This is a genomic window from Roseateles amylovorans, from assembly GCF_025398155.2.
Taxonomy (GTDB): Bacteria; Pseudomonadota; Gammaproteobacteria; order Burkholderiales; family Burkholderiaceae_C; genus Roseateles; species Roseateles amylovorans.
In genome coordinates this window covers 1,228,428-1,243,120 of the sequence record NZ_CP104562.2, presented here as the reverse complement: position 1 = coordinate 1,243,120, position 14,693 = coordinate 1,228,428, and the positions used below count along the sequence as shown (strand labels likewise).

Annotated in this window: 18 protein-coding genes; 8 read left to right on the top strand and 10 right to left on the bottom strand. The window is 65.7% G+C overall.

Going from position 1 to position 14,693, the window contains the following annotated elements; translation table 11 throughout:
• Positions 1-19 precede the first annotated feature (19 nt).
• On the top strand, positions 20-1,615 hold the full coding sequence (locus N4261_RS05385) for a M48 family metalloprotease (protein WP_261759183.1): 1,596 nt from the start codon (positions 20-22) through the stop codon (positions 1,613-1,615).
• Position 1,616: 1 nt separating this feature from the next.
• Here N4261_RS05385 and N4261_RS05380 read toward each other — a convergent pair whose 3' ends face one another.
• Together N4261_RS05380 and N4261_RS05375 are read right to left on the bottom strand one after the other, a co-directional pair.
• Complete coding sequence (locus N4261_RS05380) at positions 1,617-1,979, bottom strand: hypothetical protein (protein WP_261759182.1); 363 nt, start codon at positions 1,977-1,979, stop codon at positions 1,617-1,619.
• A 213-nt stretch (positions 1,980-2,192) separates the two neighbouring features.
• The gene (locus tag N4261_RS05375; RefSeq protein WP_261759181.1) at positions 2,193-3,125 is read right to left on the bottom strand and encodes a hypothetical protein; all 933 of its coding nucleotides are present in this window, start codon (positions 3,123-3,125) and stop codon (positions 2,193-2,195) included.
• A 219-nt stretch (positions 3,126-3,344) separates the two neighbouring features.
• Here N4261_RS05375 and N4261_RS05370 point away from each other — a divergent pair, with 219 nt between their 5' ends.
• Together N4261_RS05370 and N4261_RS05365 are read left to right on the top strand one after the other, a co-directional pair.
• Positions 3,345-3,557: a hypothetical protein gene (locus tag N4261_RS05370; protein WP_261759180.1), complete on the top strand. Its 213-nt coding sequence runs from the start codon at positions 3,345-3,347 to the stop codon at positions 3,555-3,557.
• A 181-nt stretch (positions 3,558-3,738) separates the two neighbouring features.
• Entirely contained in the window at positions 3,739-4,788 is a 1,050-nt protein-coding gene (locus N4261_RS05365) for a hypothetical protein (RefSeq protein WP_261759179.1), read from the top strand.
• 101 nt (positions 4,789-4,889) lie between these two features.
• Here N4261_RS05365 and N4261_RS05360 read toward each other — a convergent pair whose 3' ends face one another.
• Positions 4,890-5,816, bottom strand: a complete 927-nt coding sequence (locus tag N4261_RS05360) for a pyridoxal-phosphate dependent enzyme (RefSeq protein WP_261759178.1) — start codon at positions 5,814-5,816, stop codon at positions 4,890-4,892.
• A gap of 192 nt (positions 5,817-6,008) precedes the next feature.
• Between N4261_RS05360 and N4261_RS05355 the strand changes: the two genes are divergently transcribed.
• On the top strand, positions 6,009-6,764 hold the full coding sequence (locus N4261_RS05355; protein WP_261760617.1) for an oxygen-binding di-iron domain-containing protein: 756 nt from the start codon (positions 6,009-6,011) through the stop codon (positions 6,762-6,764).
• Here the strand turns inward: N4261_RS05355 and N4261_RS05350 are convergent.
• From N4261_RS05350 to N4261_RS05320, 7 genes are all read right to left on the bottom strand, one after another.
• The gene (locus N4261_RS05350) at positions 6,761-6,931 is read right to left on the bottom strand and encodes an oxidoreductase-like domain-containing protein (protein WP_261760616.1); all 171 of its coding nucleotides are present in this window, start codon (positions 6,929-6,931) and stop codon (positions 6,761-6,763) included. The two genes, N4261_RS05355 and N4261_RS05350, sit on opposite strands and share 4 nt — an antisense overlap.
• 310 nt (positions 6,932-7,241) lie before the next feature.
• A complete protein-coding gene (locus N4261_RS05345) occupies positions 7,242-7,586 on the bottom strand; it encodes an STAS domain-containing protein (RefSeq protein WP_261759177.1) in 345 nt (114 codons plus the stop codon).
• A 3-nt stretch (positions 7,587-7,589) separates the two neighbouring features.
• Entirely contained in the window at positions 7,590-8,237 is a 648-nt protein-coding gene (locus N4261_RS05340) for an MlaC/ttg2D family ABC transporter substrate-binding protein (RefSeq protein ID WP_261759176.1), read from the bottom strand.
• 111 nt (positions 8,238-8,348) lie between these two features.
• Positions 8,349-9,443: an MlaA family lipoprotein gene (locus N4261_RS05335; protein ID WP_261759175.1), complete on the bottom strand. Its 1,095-nt coding sequence runs from the start codon at positions 9,441-9,443 to the stop codon at positions 8,349-8,351.
• A complete protein-coding gene (gene mlaD / locus N4261_RS05330; RefSeq protein WP_261759174.1) occupies positions 9,440-9,916 on the bottom strand; it encodes an outer membrane lipid asymmetry maintenance protein MlaD in 477 nt (158 codons plus the stop codon). The genes N4261_RS05335 and mlaD overlap by 4 nt, the downstream gene beginning before the upstream one ends.
• Before the next feature lie 66 nt (positions 9,917-9,982).
• On the bottom strand, positions 9,983-10,762 hold the full coding sequence (gene mlaE, locus N4261_RS05325; RefSeq protein WP_261759173.1) for a lipid asymmetry maintenance ABC transporter permease subunit MlaE: 780 nt from the start codon (positions 10,760-10,762) through the stop codon (positions 9,983-9,985).
• Positions 10,759-11,604, bottom strand: a complete 846-nt coding sequence (locus tag N4261_RS05320) for an ABC transporter ATP-binding protein (RefSeq protein WP_261759172.1) — start codon at positions 11,602-11,604, stop codon at positions 10,759-10,761. Before N4261_RS05320 ends, mlaE begins: the two co-directional genes overlap by 4 nt.
• Positions 11,605-11,962: 358 nt before the next feature.
• Here N4261_RS05320 and N4261_RS05310 point away from each other — a divergent pair, with 358 nt between their 5' ends.
• From N4261_RS05310 to N4261_RS05295, 4 genes are read left to right on the top strand one after another with little or no spacing between them, the layout of a single operon-like run.
• Positions 11,963-12,445, top strand: a complete 483-nt coding sequence (locus tag N4261_RS05310; RefSeq protein ID WP_290428849.1) for a type IV pilin protein — start codon at positions 11,963-11,965, stop codon at positions 12,443-12,445.
• A complete protein-coding gene (locus tag N4261_RS05305) occupies positions 12,439-13,062 on the top strand; it encodes a prepilin-type N-terminal cleavage/methylation domain-containing protein (protein ID WP_261759171.1) in 624 nt (207 codons plus the stop codon). The genes N4261_RS05310 and N4261_RS05305 overlap by 7 nt, the downstream gene beginning before the upstream one ends.
• The gene (locus tag N4261_RS05300; RefSeq protein ID WP_261759170.1) at positions 13,059-13,460 is read left to right on the top strand and encodes a type IV pilus modification PilV family protein; all 402 of its coding nucleotides are present in this window, start codon (positions 13,059-13,061) and stop codon (positions 13,458-13,460) included. Before N4261_RS05305 ends, N4261_RS05300 begins: the two co-directional genes overlap by 4 nt.
• A 2-nt stretch (positions 13,461-13,462) precedes the next feature.
• Positions 13,463-14,659: a PilW family protein gene (locus tag N4261_RS05295; RefSeq protein WP_261759169.1), complete on the top strand. Its 1,197-nt coding sequence runs from the start codon at positions 13,463-13,465 to the stop codon at positions 14,657-14,659.
• Positions 14,660-14,693 lie beyond the last annotated feature (34 nt).

The following is a 14,693-nucleotide window of genomic DNA, read 5'->3' as shown; positions in this document are numbered from 1 at the left end:
CCAGCACTGACGGGTGACGATGAAGGCGACGGTGAAGGCGACGGTGAAGCCCGCGATCGGGCAGATGGCGCAAGCGGCCTCGGCGCAACTTGCACAGGCCTGGCCTCGGTGGCAGGCGCGGGCACCTCAGCGCTGGGTCGCGGGGCTTCTGGTCACGGCGTCGCTGCTGGCGGGGTGCGGCAGCACCGTCGTCAACCCGGTCAGCGGGCGCGCGGAGCGCAGCGTGATGTCGCTGCAGCAGGAAGTCGAGGAAGGCCGCAAGGCCCACCAGCAGGTGCTCAAGAGCACCACCCCGGTCGATGATCCGGCGCTGCAGGCCTATGTCACCGCCCTGGGCAAGAAGCTGGCGGCCCAATCCCACCGGGCCGAACTGGACTGGCACTTCACTGTGCTGGACAGTCCCGAGGTGAATGCCTTCGCCCTGCCCGGCGGCTATGTGTACGTGACCCGCGGCATCCTCGCCTACATGGAAAACGAGGCCGACCTGGCCGGCGTGATGGGCCATGAGATCGGCCACGTGACCGCCCGTCACGGCGCGCAGCGTGCCACCCGTCAGCAGACCGCCGGCATTGGCGTGCTGGCCGCCACGGTGTTGGGGGTGTTGCTGGAATCGCAAGGCGTCGGGGGCGCGGCCGACATGGCCGGGCAGGTGTCGCAGAACGTCGCGGCAGGCTATGTCGCGTCATACAGCCGGGAGCAGGAGCTTCAAGCAGACGAGCTCGGCGCCGAGTACCTGGCCCGCAATCGCTACGACCCCAAACACATGGTCGATGTGATCCAGGTGTTGAAGGATCAGGAGCAGTTCGCCGCCGACCAGGCCCGCGCCCAGGGCCGACAGCCCGGCACCGGCAACAACTGGCTGGCCTCGCATCCCAGCAATGAACAACGCTTGCAGCGCATCCGCGACGAAGCGGCCGCGCTCACCGGCGATCGTCCGGTGGACGAGAACCGGGCCGCCTTCCTGCGAGCGATCGACGGCCTGGTCTTCGGGGACAGCCCGTCGCAGGGCCTGGTGCGCGGCCAACAGTTTCTTCACCCGTCTCTGGACATCGCCCTCACCGCACCTGCCGGCTGGACGCTGGCCAACGACAGCGAGTCGCTCACCGTGATGAGCCCGGCCCGTGATGCGGCGCTGATTCTTCAGTCGGTACCGACGCAGGCGGGAAGCTCCCATGAGGAGATCCTGCGACGCTGGGGCGCCGAACAGGGACGCACCGATGCCAAGCGCATCAACGGGCTGAGCGCCACCCGCTTCAGCGGTGTCCGCCGCAATGCAAAGGGCCAGCGGGGGCAGGCAGAGCTCACGCTGATCACCAGCGCCAAGGGTCAAGTGTATGCCTTGGCCTATGCGGCGAAGGATGCCGCCTCTCTCCAAGCCCAGCGGGCCGCCCTGACCCAGGCGGAAGAGAGTTTCCGCGCGCTGACGGCACAGGACAAGCAACTGGCCAAGCCATGGAAGATCAGCTTGCGCGCGTTCCCGCCCGGCGGCTTTGCCGAACTCGCGAAGAGCTCGGTGCTGTCAGAGGCCCAACTCAAGCTGCTCAACGGACACTACAGCAGCGGCACCGCACCTGCAGCCAAGTCTTTGGTCAAGGTGGTGACGGCAGCGCCTTGATTCAGGCCTGCCAGACGCCGTATCCGGCCTCTCGTAGGCCGATCGCCAGTTCGACTTCCATCTCCCGCGCCGCCTCATAAGGCATCGGATTGAAGACTTCATACAGCGAGGGCAGCAGGCGCAGCCCGTACTCGAAGACGAAGCGATTCGACTGGATGCCGGCCTTGTGCTTGTCGAAGCGCAAATCCGGGTCCAGGCCCGTCATGCCGACATAGACGAAGGGCTTGCCCAGTTGATGATCCGGGTTGGCCTTGCGAAACCGCGCTTCATTCCAGACCCGGTCCGACAGCTCAACCACATAGACATGGTGATGGTGTCGCACCCGGGCGGGTTTGGAGGTGGTTGATTTTCGGGGCGCGGTCACGGCCGACGGTCCTGCGTGGGGGCGGATTCGAGGCGAGGCGCCGCTGCGGCCATGGGACGCAGCGGTGCTTCCAGGGCCACACTCTAACGCCAGGGCGCTCGATGGGCTGCGGCCCGTGCCCGTCCGCCTGTCGATGCGGCTGGGCCTGGACCTTCGGGCAGCAGCCTTGCCCGGCTGTCAGCCGGCCCCCAAGCGGTTGGGAGCGGACACGTCTCAATGCGCCTTGAGACTGTGGGTCACACCGCTTCGTTGCGCATACCTCATCGCAGGCTCCCGAACCGTGGGCACGAGCGACTGATCCATGTGCACCATGGCCTCGCCCAGTCCCAGCGCACGCTCGATGATGCCCAGCATCGCCATCGCCCCACGGATCAGGTCTCGGACGTTGGCGGCCACCACCACTGCTTCGTCGTCATCCGGCAGCGGGTTCTCGTCGACGAAGTCCCGTTCCAGACGCGCCACCAGCTCGATGGCGGCTGCGGCCTGCTGAAGCCGCTCACGCAGCGAGGCCAGCGCGGCCCGCACGGTGATGTCTCTCCGTGGCGCCAGCCAATCCAGATTGCCGCATGGGAATCGGCTGCGACTGGGGTACATGCGGCAGAGGTAGAGGAAGTCGTCGAAGGTCTCGTCATCCAGGCGGAGCAGCGGCTTGATGTCCAAGAGCGGGACGATGGCGGCCAGCAGCTTGTTGCGCCGGAGGGCGCTTTGCATGGCCTCGGGGCGTCGATCGGGCGAGGTGTCGTTCTCGCGCAGCCCCGCCGTGGACCCCTTGGACTTGAGCGACGCGCCGAACCGAGCCGCCGCCACGGCTGCCGCCACCATCGGGTCGGTCGACGACGAGCTCGGACCCGTTTTCTGCGGCGAGGCCGGTCGAGCAGCGGCGAAGGGCGATTCGGCAAGTCCTGCAGCGGGCCGCGCAGACGTCGCCAACCGACCGGCGTTGTCGTCGGAATCGTCCTTGTCGTCGCCCTCAGTGTCGCCCTTGGCGTTGCACACGGTGTCGCCCTTGGCGTCGCACTCGACGCCGGGGACGGACTCGGCAGGCAGAGCGACCCGCTGCACAGACACCTGCGTCTGAATGCTCGCCCCGTTCGCTTCAATCGATTCAATCGATTCACCCTTCGCCACCCGTGTCTGTGGCGTCATGGGTGCAGGACTTGCGGACACCGAATCAGGATCGTGCGCTGGGGTGGGAGAAATCTTCTTGGCCATCGTCACTCGCAGTGGTGGGGTCGACTCGTCGGAGTCGACAGAATTGATCGCAGAGACTGGGCCGCTCGCCCTGCTGCCGCCCGGTTTCGTCAGGGCGCGTGAAGGCTGATCACGGACGTTAGGACGAGGTTCAATGCAACGATTGCACCTACTTTGAACCATCCGATTGCGTTGCGTTCCTCAACGTACCTGGCTGGCGTGGAAAGCTCACCGCCGCCCTGGCTCTTCAGCAGAACCGACCGTCTCCAGGTGAAAGACGCCCATCATCTCGGCGCCGCACCGCTGGCCACGACGACAAAGATCAAAGGCTGCGAGCGCCTCACGCTTGGTTTCAAGTTGACCGACTTGATCAAGTGGGGCCATTGAGAAGAAGACGGGGGAATCCTGGCATATCCTGGGGATCGTCGTGCGGGTCGACCGAGCCCGAGACATCTCTGGATCACAGTCGCGAGCCGATGCGAGCGCAATCCGACGACATCGACATCGACATCGACATCGACATCGACATCGACCAAGACGGAAGACGGAAGACGGAGAATCTCGCGCCATGATCAATCGCTCGCTCACCTTCATGCTGCTCATGGCCTCGGTATCCGCCGTCCACGCAGCGACCTGCCAATCCGGCACTTGGTCCGGGACACTGGGAAAGCTGCCGATCACGCTGCAGTTGGAGGCGACACAGCGCGATGATCCGCTGTCGGGCCGCTATTACTACCGCGATGCGATGGCGGAGCTGGAGCTCAAGCAAGACCCGGCGAATGATCGGCAGTGGGTGGAGATCGACGACAAGGGTCAGGCGACCGGCCAATTGCGCCTTGATTGCGACGGGACGATGCTCACCGGCGAATGGCGCACACCCAGCGGTGTGAAGACCTTGCCGATCCAGGCCATGCGCATTCCGGATGAGCAATACCATGCGGCGCGTCTTGCCTCGATCAAGCCAACCACACGCGGCACAACGCGCATCGGAAATGGCAGCTACGAGCGGCTGGTGCTCGACGCGGCAGGCGCCAGCATCCAGGCGGTCCGTCTGCAGGGCACGTCGACAGGAATCCTGGCGATCAACCAGTCGCTCTGGCAGCAGGCCACCGAGACGCTGGGCGAGCACCTCGATTGCCGCGCCGAAGCCCGCCGCGAGCGTGGCCGAGCGTCCGAGTTCGAATCCAATCTTCAGGAAGACGTCGTGGCCTGGAGCCGTGGTTATGTCGCTGTGTCCTTGAACAACGAGGGCTACTGCGGCGGCGCGCATCCCTGGCACGGCGAGAGTTTTCGCACCTACCGTCTGGACACCGGCGCGCAGGAGGATGTGACCCAGTGGCTGCGCGAAGACCTGCGCCAGGGCATTGAGAAAGACTCTGCCCTGGGCAGGCAACTGATGGCGCGCTATCGCAAGACACCCAACGGCGCCGAGCCCGAATGCATCGACGGCATCACGCTGTCGCTGTCAGGCGTGCATCCGGTCGCTCAGGGACTGGCGTTTCAGGCGGATGCGCCGTATGCGCTGACGCCTTGCATCGAGGTGGTGGTGCTGCCCATCGATGTGGTGTTGCCTTTCCTGACGGCAGAAGGTCGCAAGGCGTTGCAGACCTTCCGTTGAACGGCCAGGGCCATCAGGCGCGGGAAGCGGGCAGCCGGCAAGCGGTAAGCTGAACGATGGGTAGAGGATTCCGCAGGGCTGTCCAGTTTGACCGTCCAGGCTCAGGCAGGCGCATTGGCATGCCAGGCGTTGATCTGCTCATAAGGCGCCGTCGCGCCGCCGCACACCACGACAAGCGGTGCCTGGAAGGACGCCAGCACCGTCGAATCGGCCTCATACAGCGCAGCCAGCGCGGCGCCGCACGCGGGCTCGACCAACAATCGATGGTCCTGCAGAAACTGCAGGCAGGCGGCCAAGGCGGCACGATCCGACACCACATGGCTGCGGATGTCGTGCGAACGTGTCAGCTCGAACGCCTGCGCACAGACCTGCTTCGCGCCCAGCGAGGTCGCCACGCTGGAGATCGCGTCCAGCGTCACGCGACGTCCGGCGTGCATCGACTGCGCCAGCGAGTCGGCACCGTGCGTCTCCACCGCAATGACCGGGACATCCGCCAAGCCCTGACGACGCAACCCCTCCACCACGCCCGACAGCAGGCCACCGCCGCCCACCGCGACCACCACCGCATCGAAGCGCAGGCCCTCGCGCACCACCTCGTCGATGAGCGAGGCATGACCGGCCCACAGCAGGGGGTCGTCGAACGGATGGAGAAAGGCGGTGTGGGCATCCAGCAGCGACTGCGCCCGTTCATTGGCCTCCTGCCACGACGCGCCATGCACGATCAGGGTGGCGCCCTCCTGCTCGATCAGCCGGCGCGCATGGGCGGTGGCGGTCTCCGGCACCACGACCGTCACCGGGATGCCCAACCGGCGGCCCGCATAGGCCACCGCGATCCCGGCATTGCCGCCCGATGACGACACGAACCGGGTCTTGCCCGCCGCCGCATGCGCCTCGCACGCCGCGCCGATGCCGCGCAGCTTGAAGGACCCCACAGGCTGCAGCGCGTCCAGCTTGAGCCAGACCTCCTTGCCGGTGCGAAGAGTCAAGGGACGGGACGAGATGAGCGGCGTGTGAATATGCAGCGGCATGGGAAGCGGGAGGAGAGTCAGAAGTGGGAAACACCTCGCTCGCCGTTGTCGCGAGCGCACTGTCGGCTAGCGTAGCAGCCCCCGTCCCGGGGCGCTCATCGCCTTGCCTTATGTCAAGCCAGCCCTCGGTCCAGCCACGCAAATGAAGGTCATCGCGGTAACGTGTTTGCCTTTGATCAACAGGGGGCTGCGTTGCCGATCGAACTCTTCAACAAGGGCGAACACCGCTGCCTGATGTTCTGCGACATCGAACACGGCGACGGGGTCCAGTCCAATCAGTTTCTGATCGTCGACAACGGCACCGGCGCGGTCATCGATCCGGGCGGCAACCTCGCCTACAACGATCTGTATGTCGGGATGACGGGCTGCTTTCCGCCGCATCGGCTGTCGGCGATCGTGGCATCGCACGCGGACCCCGACATCATTGCGTCGCTGGATCGGTGGATGACCGCCACCTCTGCCCCGGTCTACATCTCCAAGGTGTGGGAACGTTTCGTCCCGCACTTCTGCAAGCCGGGAAAGACGGCCGGGCGCATCGTCGGCATTCCGGATGGCGGCATGCGCATCGCGGTGGGCCAGAGCAAGTTGGTCGCCTTGCCGGCGCATTTCCTGCACTCGGAAGGCAACTTCCAGTTCTGGGACGAGACCAGCGGCATTCTGTTCTCCGGCGACCTGGGCGTGTCGATCGGCGTGGATCCGGCCACGACCATCACCGACCTCCGTCCCCACATCCCCTCGATGCAAGCCTTCCATCGCCGCTACATGGTGAGCGGCAAGGTGCTCAAGTTGTGGGCATCGATGGTGCGTTCGCTGCCCATCCGCATGCTGGTGCCGCAGCACGGCGCGCCGATGGCGGGTGCCGCGATCGAGCAATTCATCGACTGGGTGTCGACGCTGGAATGCGGCATCGACGTCATGACCCAACGGGACTACAGCATCCCGGCCTAAGCCGCCGCAGCGCCGTCCGGGTGACGCGCCTGCCAGGCTCGCAGCGCCTGGCGATAACGGTCCATCTCCAAATCATGGAGATCGAAGATGCAGGGATCGCAGCCGTTCCCGCAGCAGGCATCCAGGTCAGGCTGCACGGGCGGCGTGGGCATGGGATCGGAAGCCATGTCGATCGCGCCAGACGTAGCGGCATCCGCCGCCGCGGTCGGATTGACGCCTGACAACGTCAACGTTCCGAGCGGGGGCAAGTCAGTGGCACTCATGCGTGGGATTCTCGCTCGGCTTGGACGAGGTCTTTCGCCGGCAGCCCAACTCGCCACCTCTTGCGCATGTACCGAGGTCGGCCGTCCAGACAGCGCTGAGCAACGTCCACAGCAAGCGCGGATCCAGACAATGCAAACGGGCCGCAAAAGCGGCCCATGGCGGATGCATCTTGGGGACTTCAGCCGAAACGGATGAGGTGCCCAAGGCCAATCGTCAGGCCTCGGCCGTCAGCTTCGCGGCAGGCGCGACAGCGGCCGTGGGAACCGCCGCATCCGCCCAGAACAAGTGCTCCAGGCCATAGACCCGGGCCAGTTCGCGCAGAGGCGACGGCGCCTGCAGCAGATCAAGTTGCCAGCCATCCTGACCGCACAGGCGCAGGGCGCTGAGCAGCAGGCTGAGGGCCGCGGAGTCGAAGTCGATGAGACCGCTCGCGTCCAACGTGACGGAGCGACCCGCCGCATTGCCGACCTGGGCCATCTCAGCGCGCAAGGCGCCTTCCAGCTGGCCCCAGACCTCCGGGACGTTGTCCATCCGAAGACGGGCGGGCAGCTTCAACATCGTTCAGCCCTTGGCCTTCGGTGCGGACGCCGCCGACGCGGGCTTGGCATTGCGATCGGCCAGTGCCTTGATCAGGCCATCGATGCCCTTGGCATTGATTTCCTGAGCGAAGCTGTTGCGGTATTGGTCCGCCAGCCAGATGCCCAGCACATTCACGTCATAGATCTTCCAGCCGGCGTCGGTCTTCTCCAGACGGTAGTCGAGCTGGATCGGGTCGCCCTTGCCGCGGATTTCGGTCCGCACGACCACTTCGGTGTCCTCCGGCGCTGCGCGCAGCGGCTTCAAGGCAATCGTCTGCTCCTTCACCTGGGTCAGCGCGCCGGCATAGGTGCGGACCAGCAGGGTCTTGAACTCATCCTGCAGGCGCTGCTTCTGCTCGGGCGTGGCCTGACGCCAGAAGCGACCCACGGCCGACGAGGTGATGCGCTGGAAGTCGACATGCGGCATGACCTTGGTGTTGACCAGGTCCATGATGCGGTTGACGTCGCCGCCCTGGATCGCCTTGTCGCTCTTGACGGCGTCCAGGGTCTCGATCGACAGCTGACGGATCAGTTGGTCGGGCGCGGAAGCGTCTGCGGCGAACGAGGCCAGCGGGCTCAGCGCGGCCATCGACAGGGCCAGGCGCAACAACAGTCGTTTGGTGGAATTCATGCTTGTCCTTTCTCTCTTCATGACATGGACGGACACGTCTTCAACGCGGCAAGTCCGATGCCGGTTCACCGGTCGCCACCCGCGGCGTTACCGGTTGTTTCACCCGTCGAATCAACGGCCAGGGGTTGCAGCCGGTTTCTCGTCGGGCGTGATGACTTCATAGTCGTCATCCTCTTCTTGTTCCTTGTGGGTCTTCACATTGCGGCGCTGCAGGTAGGCGTCGCGGATGAAGGTGTATTTGTCCAGCGCGATGCCATCGAGCATGTCGGTCACGCGGAGCAGGTTGGCCCGGGTGTTGATCAACTGCAGCGCGGTGATGCCGACCTTGTACTCGCCGTTATCAAACAGATAGGCCGGCGAGTAGTAGACATTGGCCGGCAGGGTCGCCGAATCACGCAGCGACGACGGGCCGAGCAGCGGCCACACGATGTAGGGCCCGGTCTTCACGCCCCAATAGCCAAGCGTACGGCCCAGGTCTTCGCTGTTCTTCTCCAGGCCTGCGGGCGTGGCGATGTCGATCAGGCCAGCCAGACCGAAGACGCTGTTGACCGCCACGCGCATGGTTTGCTGCGCACCGGTTTTCAGTCGGCCCTGAAGGAACAGGTTGACCGCCGACCACGCATCCGAGAAGTTGCCGAAGAAGTTGTCCACGGCCTGACGAGCCGGCGACGGCACGAGGTCGCTGTAGGCAGTGGCCACCGGACGCAGGATGTTCTCATCCAGCTTCTCGTTGAAGTTGAAGACCTTCCGGTTCCAGTTCTCCCACGGATCCAGGCGATTGCGTGCACGCGGACCGGGTGCTGGCGCATCCGAAGCGGCCTGCGCCGCTTGACCGGCCTGGCCTGCGGCAGCGGGCTCCGCTGCAGAGGCGGCGGCCGCGGACGCCGCCGGCGCGTTGTCAGAAGCCGCTGCCGCGGCAGCAGCCGCGGCATCGGCCACGGATTGATCCTCAGCGCGCGCCGGGCCCGAGGCGGCATCGGCGGCACTGGCGGCCTCGCTGGCCGCCTGCGCGGCAACCACCGGGGCGACGACGCCTTCAACAAGCGTCGCCGGGACGGTCTGAGCCTGCTCCGTCTGGACGACGTCGGACGGCGCGGGCGTTGCAAACGCTGGCACACCGGCCAGCAGCGCGGCGCTCAGCAGCAGCGGACGCAGCGCATCGCGCGAACCGCCCGTACGTGGCCCTGTTTGGGCATGTTCTGTCATGGCTTCTCTCCCGAGGATGCATCGGCCGCCTTGTTATAGAGGAATTGGCCGATCAGGTTTTCCAGCACGACCGCGGACTGGGTCTGCTTGATCATGTCTCCGGCGACCAGATTCTTCTCGTCCGCGCCGGGTTCCAGGCCGATGTACTGCTCACCCAGCAGGCCCGAGGTCAGGATCTTGGCGGAGCTGTCCTTGGGGAAGGCCACGCCGTGGTTGAGTTTCAGGACCACGCGGGCCTGGAAGCTCTTGTCGTCGAAGCTGATCGAGTCCACGCGGCCGATCACCACGCCGGCACTCTTGACCGCCGCACGCGGCTTGAGGCCGCCGATGTTGTCGAATTTGGCGGTGACGGTGTAGGTGTCTTCAAAGTTCAGGCTCAGCAGGTTGCCGGCCTTGAGTGCCAGGAAGAGCAGCGCCGCGCCGCCCAGCAGGACGAAAAACCCGACCCACGCGTCATAACGAGAGGATTGCATCAGCAACTCCGGATCAAATCGAAAGAAACAGTCTTGACTACAGCCAGGGCAGTGAGTGGCCCGGACTCAGATGGAGAACATCATCGCGGTCAGCATGAAGTCCAGCGCCAGCACCGCCAGCGAGGACACCACCACGGTACGCGTTGTGGCCTGGGACACACCTTCCGGAGTGGGCTTGCAGGCATAGCCCTGAAGGAGGGCCACGAAGCTCACCGTCACGCCGAAGGCCAGGCTCTTGATGACGCCGTTGCCGACATCGGCGAAGACATCCACGCCGCCTTGCATCTGCGACCAGAACGAGCCCGCATCGATGCCGATCAGCGGCACGGCCACCAGCCACCCACCCAAGATACCGACCGCCGAGAACACCGCCGCCAGCAAGGGCATGGCGATCACACCGGCCCAGAATCGCGGCGCCAGCACCCGCTGGATCGGGTCGACCGCCATCATCTCCATCGCGCTGAGCTGCTCGCCGGCTTTCATCAGACCGATTTCCGCCGTGAGCGACGTGCCTGCGCGTCCGGCAAACAGCAGCGCCGCGACCACCGGACCGAGTTCGCGCACCAGGCTCAAGGCGACCAGCAGGCCCACGGCCTCCGCAGAGCCGTAGCGCTGCAAGGTGTAGTAGCCCTGCAGCGCCAGCACGAAACCGACGAACAGGCCCGACACGCCGATGATGGACAACGACCGGTTGCCCAGATAGAAGATCTGCTCGCGCACCAGGCTGAAGCGACGCAGGCTCGCCCCCAGATGCATCACCAGGGCGCCCAGCAAACGCGCCGACCAGCCCCAATCAACAAGCCTGAGCCGCAGGCCGCGGCCAATGGCCGTGGTCACGTTCTTCATGCGGTCTCCTCGGCTTCGGGCAGGCCGAAGTCGGTGCGCACCGGCACCGCCGGCTGATGGAAACGAACCGGGCCATCGGCCTCGGCATTGACGAACTGGTGGACCAGGGGATCCCGGCTCTCGCGCAGCTCATCCGGGGTGCCCTGGGCGACGATGCCGCCATTGGCCACCATCACCACATGATCGGCAATGGTGAAGGTCTCGTGCAGGTCATGGGTGACGATGACGCTGGTCAGGCCGAGGGCGTCGTTCAGGTCGCGGATCAGGCGGGCAGTCACGCCCAGTGAAATCGGATCCAGACCGGCGAACGGTTCGTCATACAGCACCAGGTCGGGATCCAGCGCGATCGCCCGGGCCAGTGCCACGCGGCGCGCCATGCCGCCGGAGATCTCGTTGGGCATCAGGTCGCGGGAACCGCGCAGGCCGACCGCATTGAGCTTCATCAGCACCAGATCGCGGATCATGGCCTCGGACAGCTGCGTGTGCTCGCGCAGCGGGAACGCCACGTTCTCGAACACGCTCAGGTCGGTGAACAGCGCCCCGAACTGGAACAGCATGCCCATGCGACGGCGCTGGGCGTAGAGCTGGTCCTGGTTCATCGGTGCCAGGTCATGGCCATCGAACAGCACCTGGCCGGTCATGGGCCGCAATTGCCGGGTCAGCAGCCGCAGCAAGGTGGTCTTGCCACCGCCGGACGAACCGATCAGGGCGATCACCTTGCCGCGGGCCAGGCTCAGATTGACCTTGCTCAGGATGACCCGGTCGGCATAGCCACAGGTCACATCCTTCACCTCGATCAGAGGGCCGGCAGATGTTGTTGATTTGGGATCGGTGAATGCCATTTCTTGGTATGGATCCGGACGGGCGGCCGCCCGGGAGCCGGGATCATAGGGTAAAGCCCGGATTGATGCCGGAGCGGATCTGGGGCGCTGGCGAATTGCGACAGTCCGATGAACGCGCTTGACGCCGTCACCCGCTTGCTGAGCAAGGCTTGCACCACCCCGCGCCCCCACCTTTGGGAGACCGACGGCCACCCCATCCGCCGGCCCGCTCCCCTCTCGCACGCCCCCTGCGCCTAGAGGCAAACGTGACGAACTGCACATTTGGAGACCCCCGCAAGACGGGCGGAACCCGAGGCGCGATGAGCGGCCTCGCCTTCATCATGTCGTTGTCGATAATTTCTGCAAATAGGAGTGATTCATGCTTGGGAACACCCACACCAATGTCAATAAGCCCACAAATCGCGGGGAGCGGGGCTTCACACTGATCGAATTGATGGTCGTCGTGGCGATCGTCGGCGTGCTGACGGCCATTGCGTTGCCGTCCTACCGGGATTACGTGGTCCGCGGTCAACTCACCGAAGCGGTGAGCAACCTCACCACCCTGCGTGCCGACATGGAACGCTACTACCAGGACTTCCGCACCTACCAGGCCGTCGGCAGCACCTCGACCCCGCCGTGCACGGCAGCCGGCACCGTGTTGGGCAAGTTCACGGTGAGCTGCCCCGCCGCCACGCTGTCGGCCAATGGCTATGTGCTGCAGGCTGTGGGCGTGACCGGCAGCCCGGCCGCCGGCTTCACCTTCACCGTGAACGAGAAGGACGAAAAGAAAACCACCGCCGCGCCCACCGGCTGGAATACCTGCACCACGAAGTGGCTCACTCGCAAGGGCGACTCATGCTGACCCGCCAACGTGGTCTGACGCTGATCGAGCTGATGGTGGTGGTGGCCATCATCGGCCTGCTGACCGCACTCGCCATGCCCGGCATGCGCGCCTGGTCCGCCAACGCGCAGCTGCGCAGCACGGCCTCCGCGTTGCAGACCAATCTCAAGCAGGCCCAGGCCGAAGCGGTGCGCAGCTTCCGCCAGGTGGTCTTCTTCCGAACCAACGCCACCACCTGCACCGGTGCGGAACAGGCTGCGGCCGCCGGCACTCGCTGGGTCATCAAGATCCTGCCGCTGACCAGCAGCGGCACCGCGTCCGCCACCCAGTGCGGCAATCTGCTGGACAACGCACCGACCATTGCGGTGACCGGCCCGACCGCCGTCTGCTTCAACGCCAATGGTCGCCCGCTGGCCTTGACCAACACCCAGACCGGCGTCGGCGCCGCCTGCACCACCGGGTCCGGCGGCCGAATCATCTACGGCATGGACTCCACCTCCTCGTCGGAAGCCAATCTCAAGAAGCTGCAGGTCTGGCTCACGCTCGGCGGCACCGTCCGCATGTGCGAGAAGACGCGGCAGGTGTCATCCACCCTGCCCGACGGCTGCCCGGAAATCAACCAGACGCCCACCACATGAACCCGCACACCCGTATGCCCAGCCGGCGTCGTCGTGCCCGTGGCATGACGCTGATCGAAGTGCTCTGCGCCATCTTGGTGATGACCGTCGGCCTGCTGGGCCTGGTCTCGCTGATGGCGCGGGCCTCGCAAGCCACCGGCGCCACCGAGGACGCCCAGCGCGCCGCCGTGCTGGCCAATGAGATCGCCACCGAAATGTGGCTGGCCGGCACCATCACGCTGCCTGCAGCCACGGTGACCGCCTGGCAGACCCGCGTGGCCGCCGCGACCGACCAGGGCCTGCCTTCGGGCACCGGCACCATCACCTCGGTCAACCAGGTCGCCCGCATCACGATCACCTGGACGCCGCCCAGTGGGACGGCACGCCAATACTTCACCGACGTGCGGTTGAACAACTGACCATGACCCAGCACCGCCGCCCCTTTCCTCCCCGCACCCGCCAGCGCGCGATGCGGGCCTCGCACGGCTTCTCGCTGATCGAGCTGATGGTCTCCATCGTCATCGCCATGGCGATGATCATCGCGATGGGCGTGATCTCGTCCAAGTTCGAGACCGGCAAGCGACAAGGCACCGCCACCTCGGACATGTCGCTCAACACCGGCTACCTTGCGTATGACCTTGACCGTCAGCTGCGCAGCGCCGGTTCAGGCTTCAGCACCAGCCGGACCGACACCTACGGCTGCACGCTCTACAGCTCGCTGAGCGGCGCGCAGATCCTGCCCGCGTCCGCCGCGTTCCCGGCACCGTTCGGTTCGGTCACGACCACGGTGAAGATGCTGCCGCTGCTGGTCTATCCCGGCATCGGCAACGGTGGCTCGGACGTCATCCAGGTGATGACCGGTACCGGCGGCATCGGTGAAACCTCGACCCAGGTTCGACTGAACAGCGTCGCGACCAATTTGCTTCGACTGAGCTCCACCGTCGGCATCAAGGGTGACGACATGCTCTTGATCACCGAATCAGGCCGTCCCTGCATGCTGGAACAGGCCGCTGCGAGCTACACCGGCGGTGCGAGCCAGCAGGTCGACCTGGACGGCAGCTATTACGCCTCGTCCATCGGCACCGAGTCGATCAACGCCCGCTCCACCGGCGCGGTGGCGAACGCGATGGTGATGGGCAATGCCACCAACGGCAACCCGCCGCGCTTCCTGCTGCTGGGCATCAACGCCTCCCAGCAACTGGTCCGTTACGACCTGCTGCGCTTCTCCAACGGCGCCGGCGACACGCCGATCCCCGTCGCGGACGGCGTGGTGGACATGCGGGTGCGCTACGGTGTGGACACCACCGCCACCATGGACGGCACCGTCGACAGCTGGGTGACGCCCACGGGCGACTACGCCCCGGCCGCGCTGAACGACCCGGCCAATCAGGCCAACGTCTTTCGCATCATGGCGGTGAAGGTCAGCATGATCCTGCGCACCGATTACCAGGAGAAGGAAGACTTCGGGCCGACGACGCTGACGATGTTCAGTGGACTCGCGACGTCCCTGCAGGTCCCCTACACCGTGGCCGACCGCAAGCGTCGACATCGCGTGGTGGAGTTCACCGTGCCGTTGCGCAATGTGCTGGTCATGAGCGGCCGCGCCGTGCCGCCCTGAGCCGACGATGCCCCATCCATCGCCCACCCCCTTC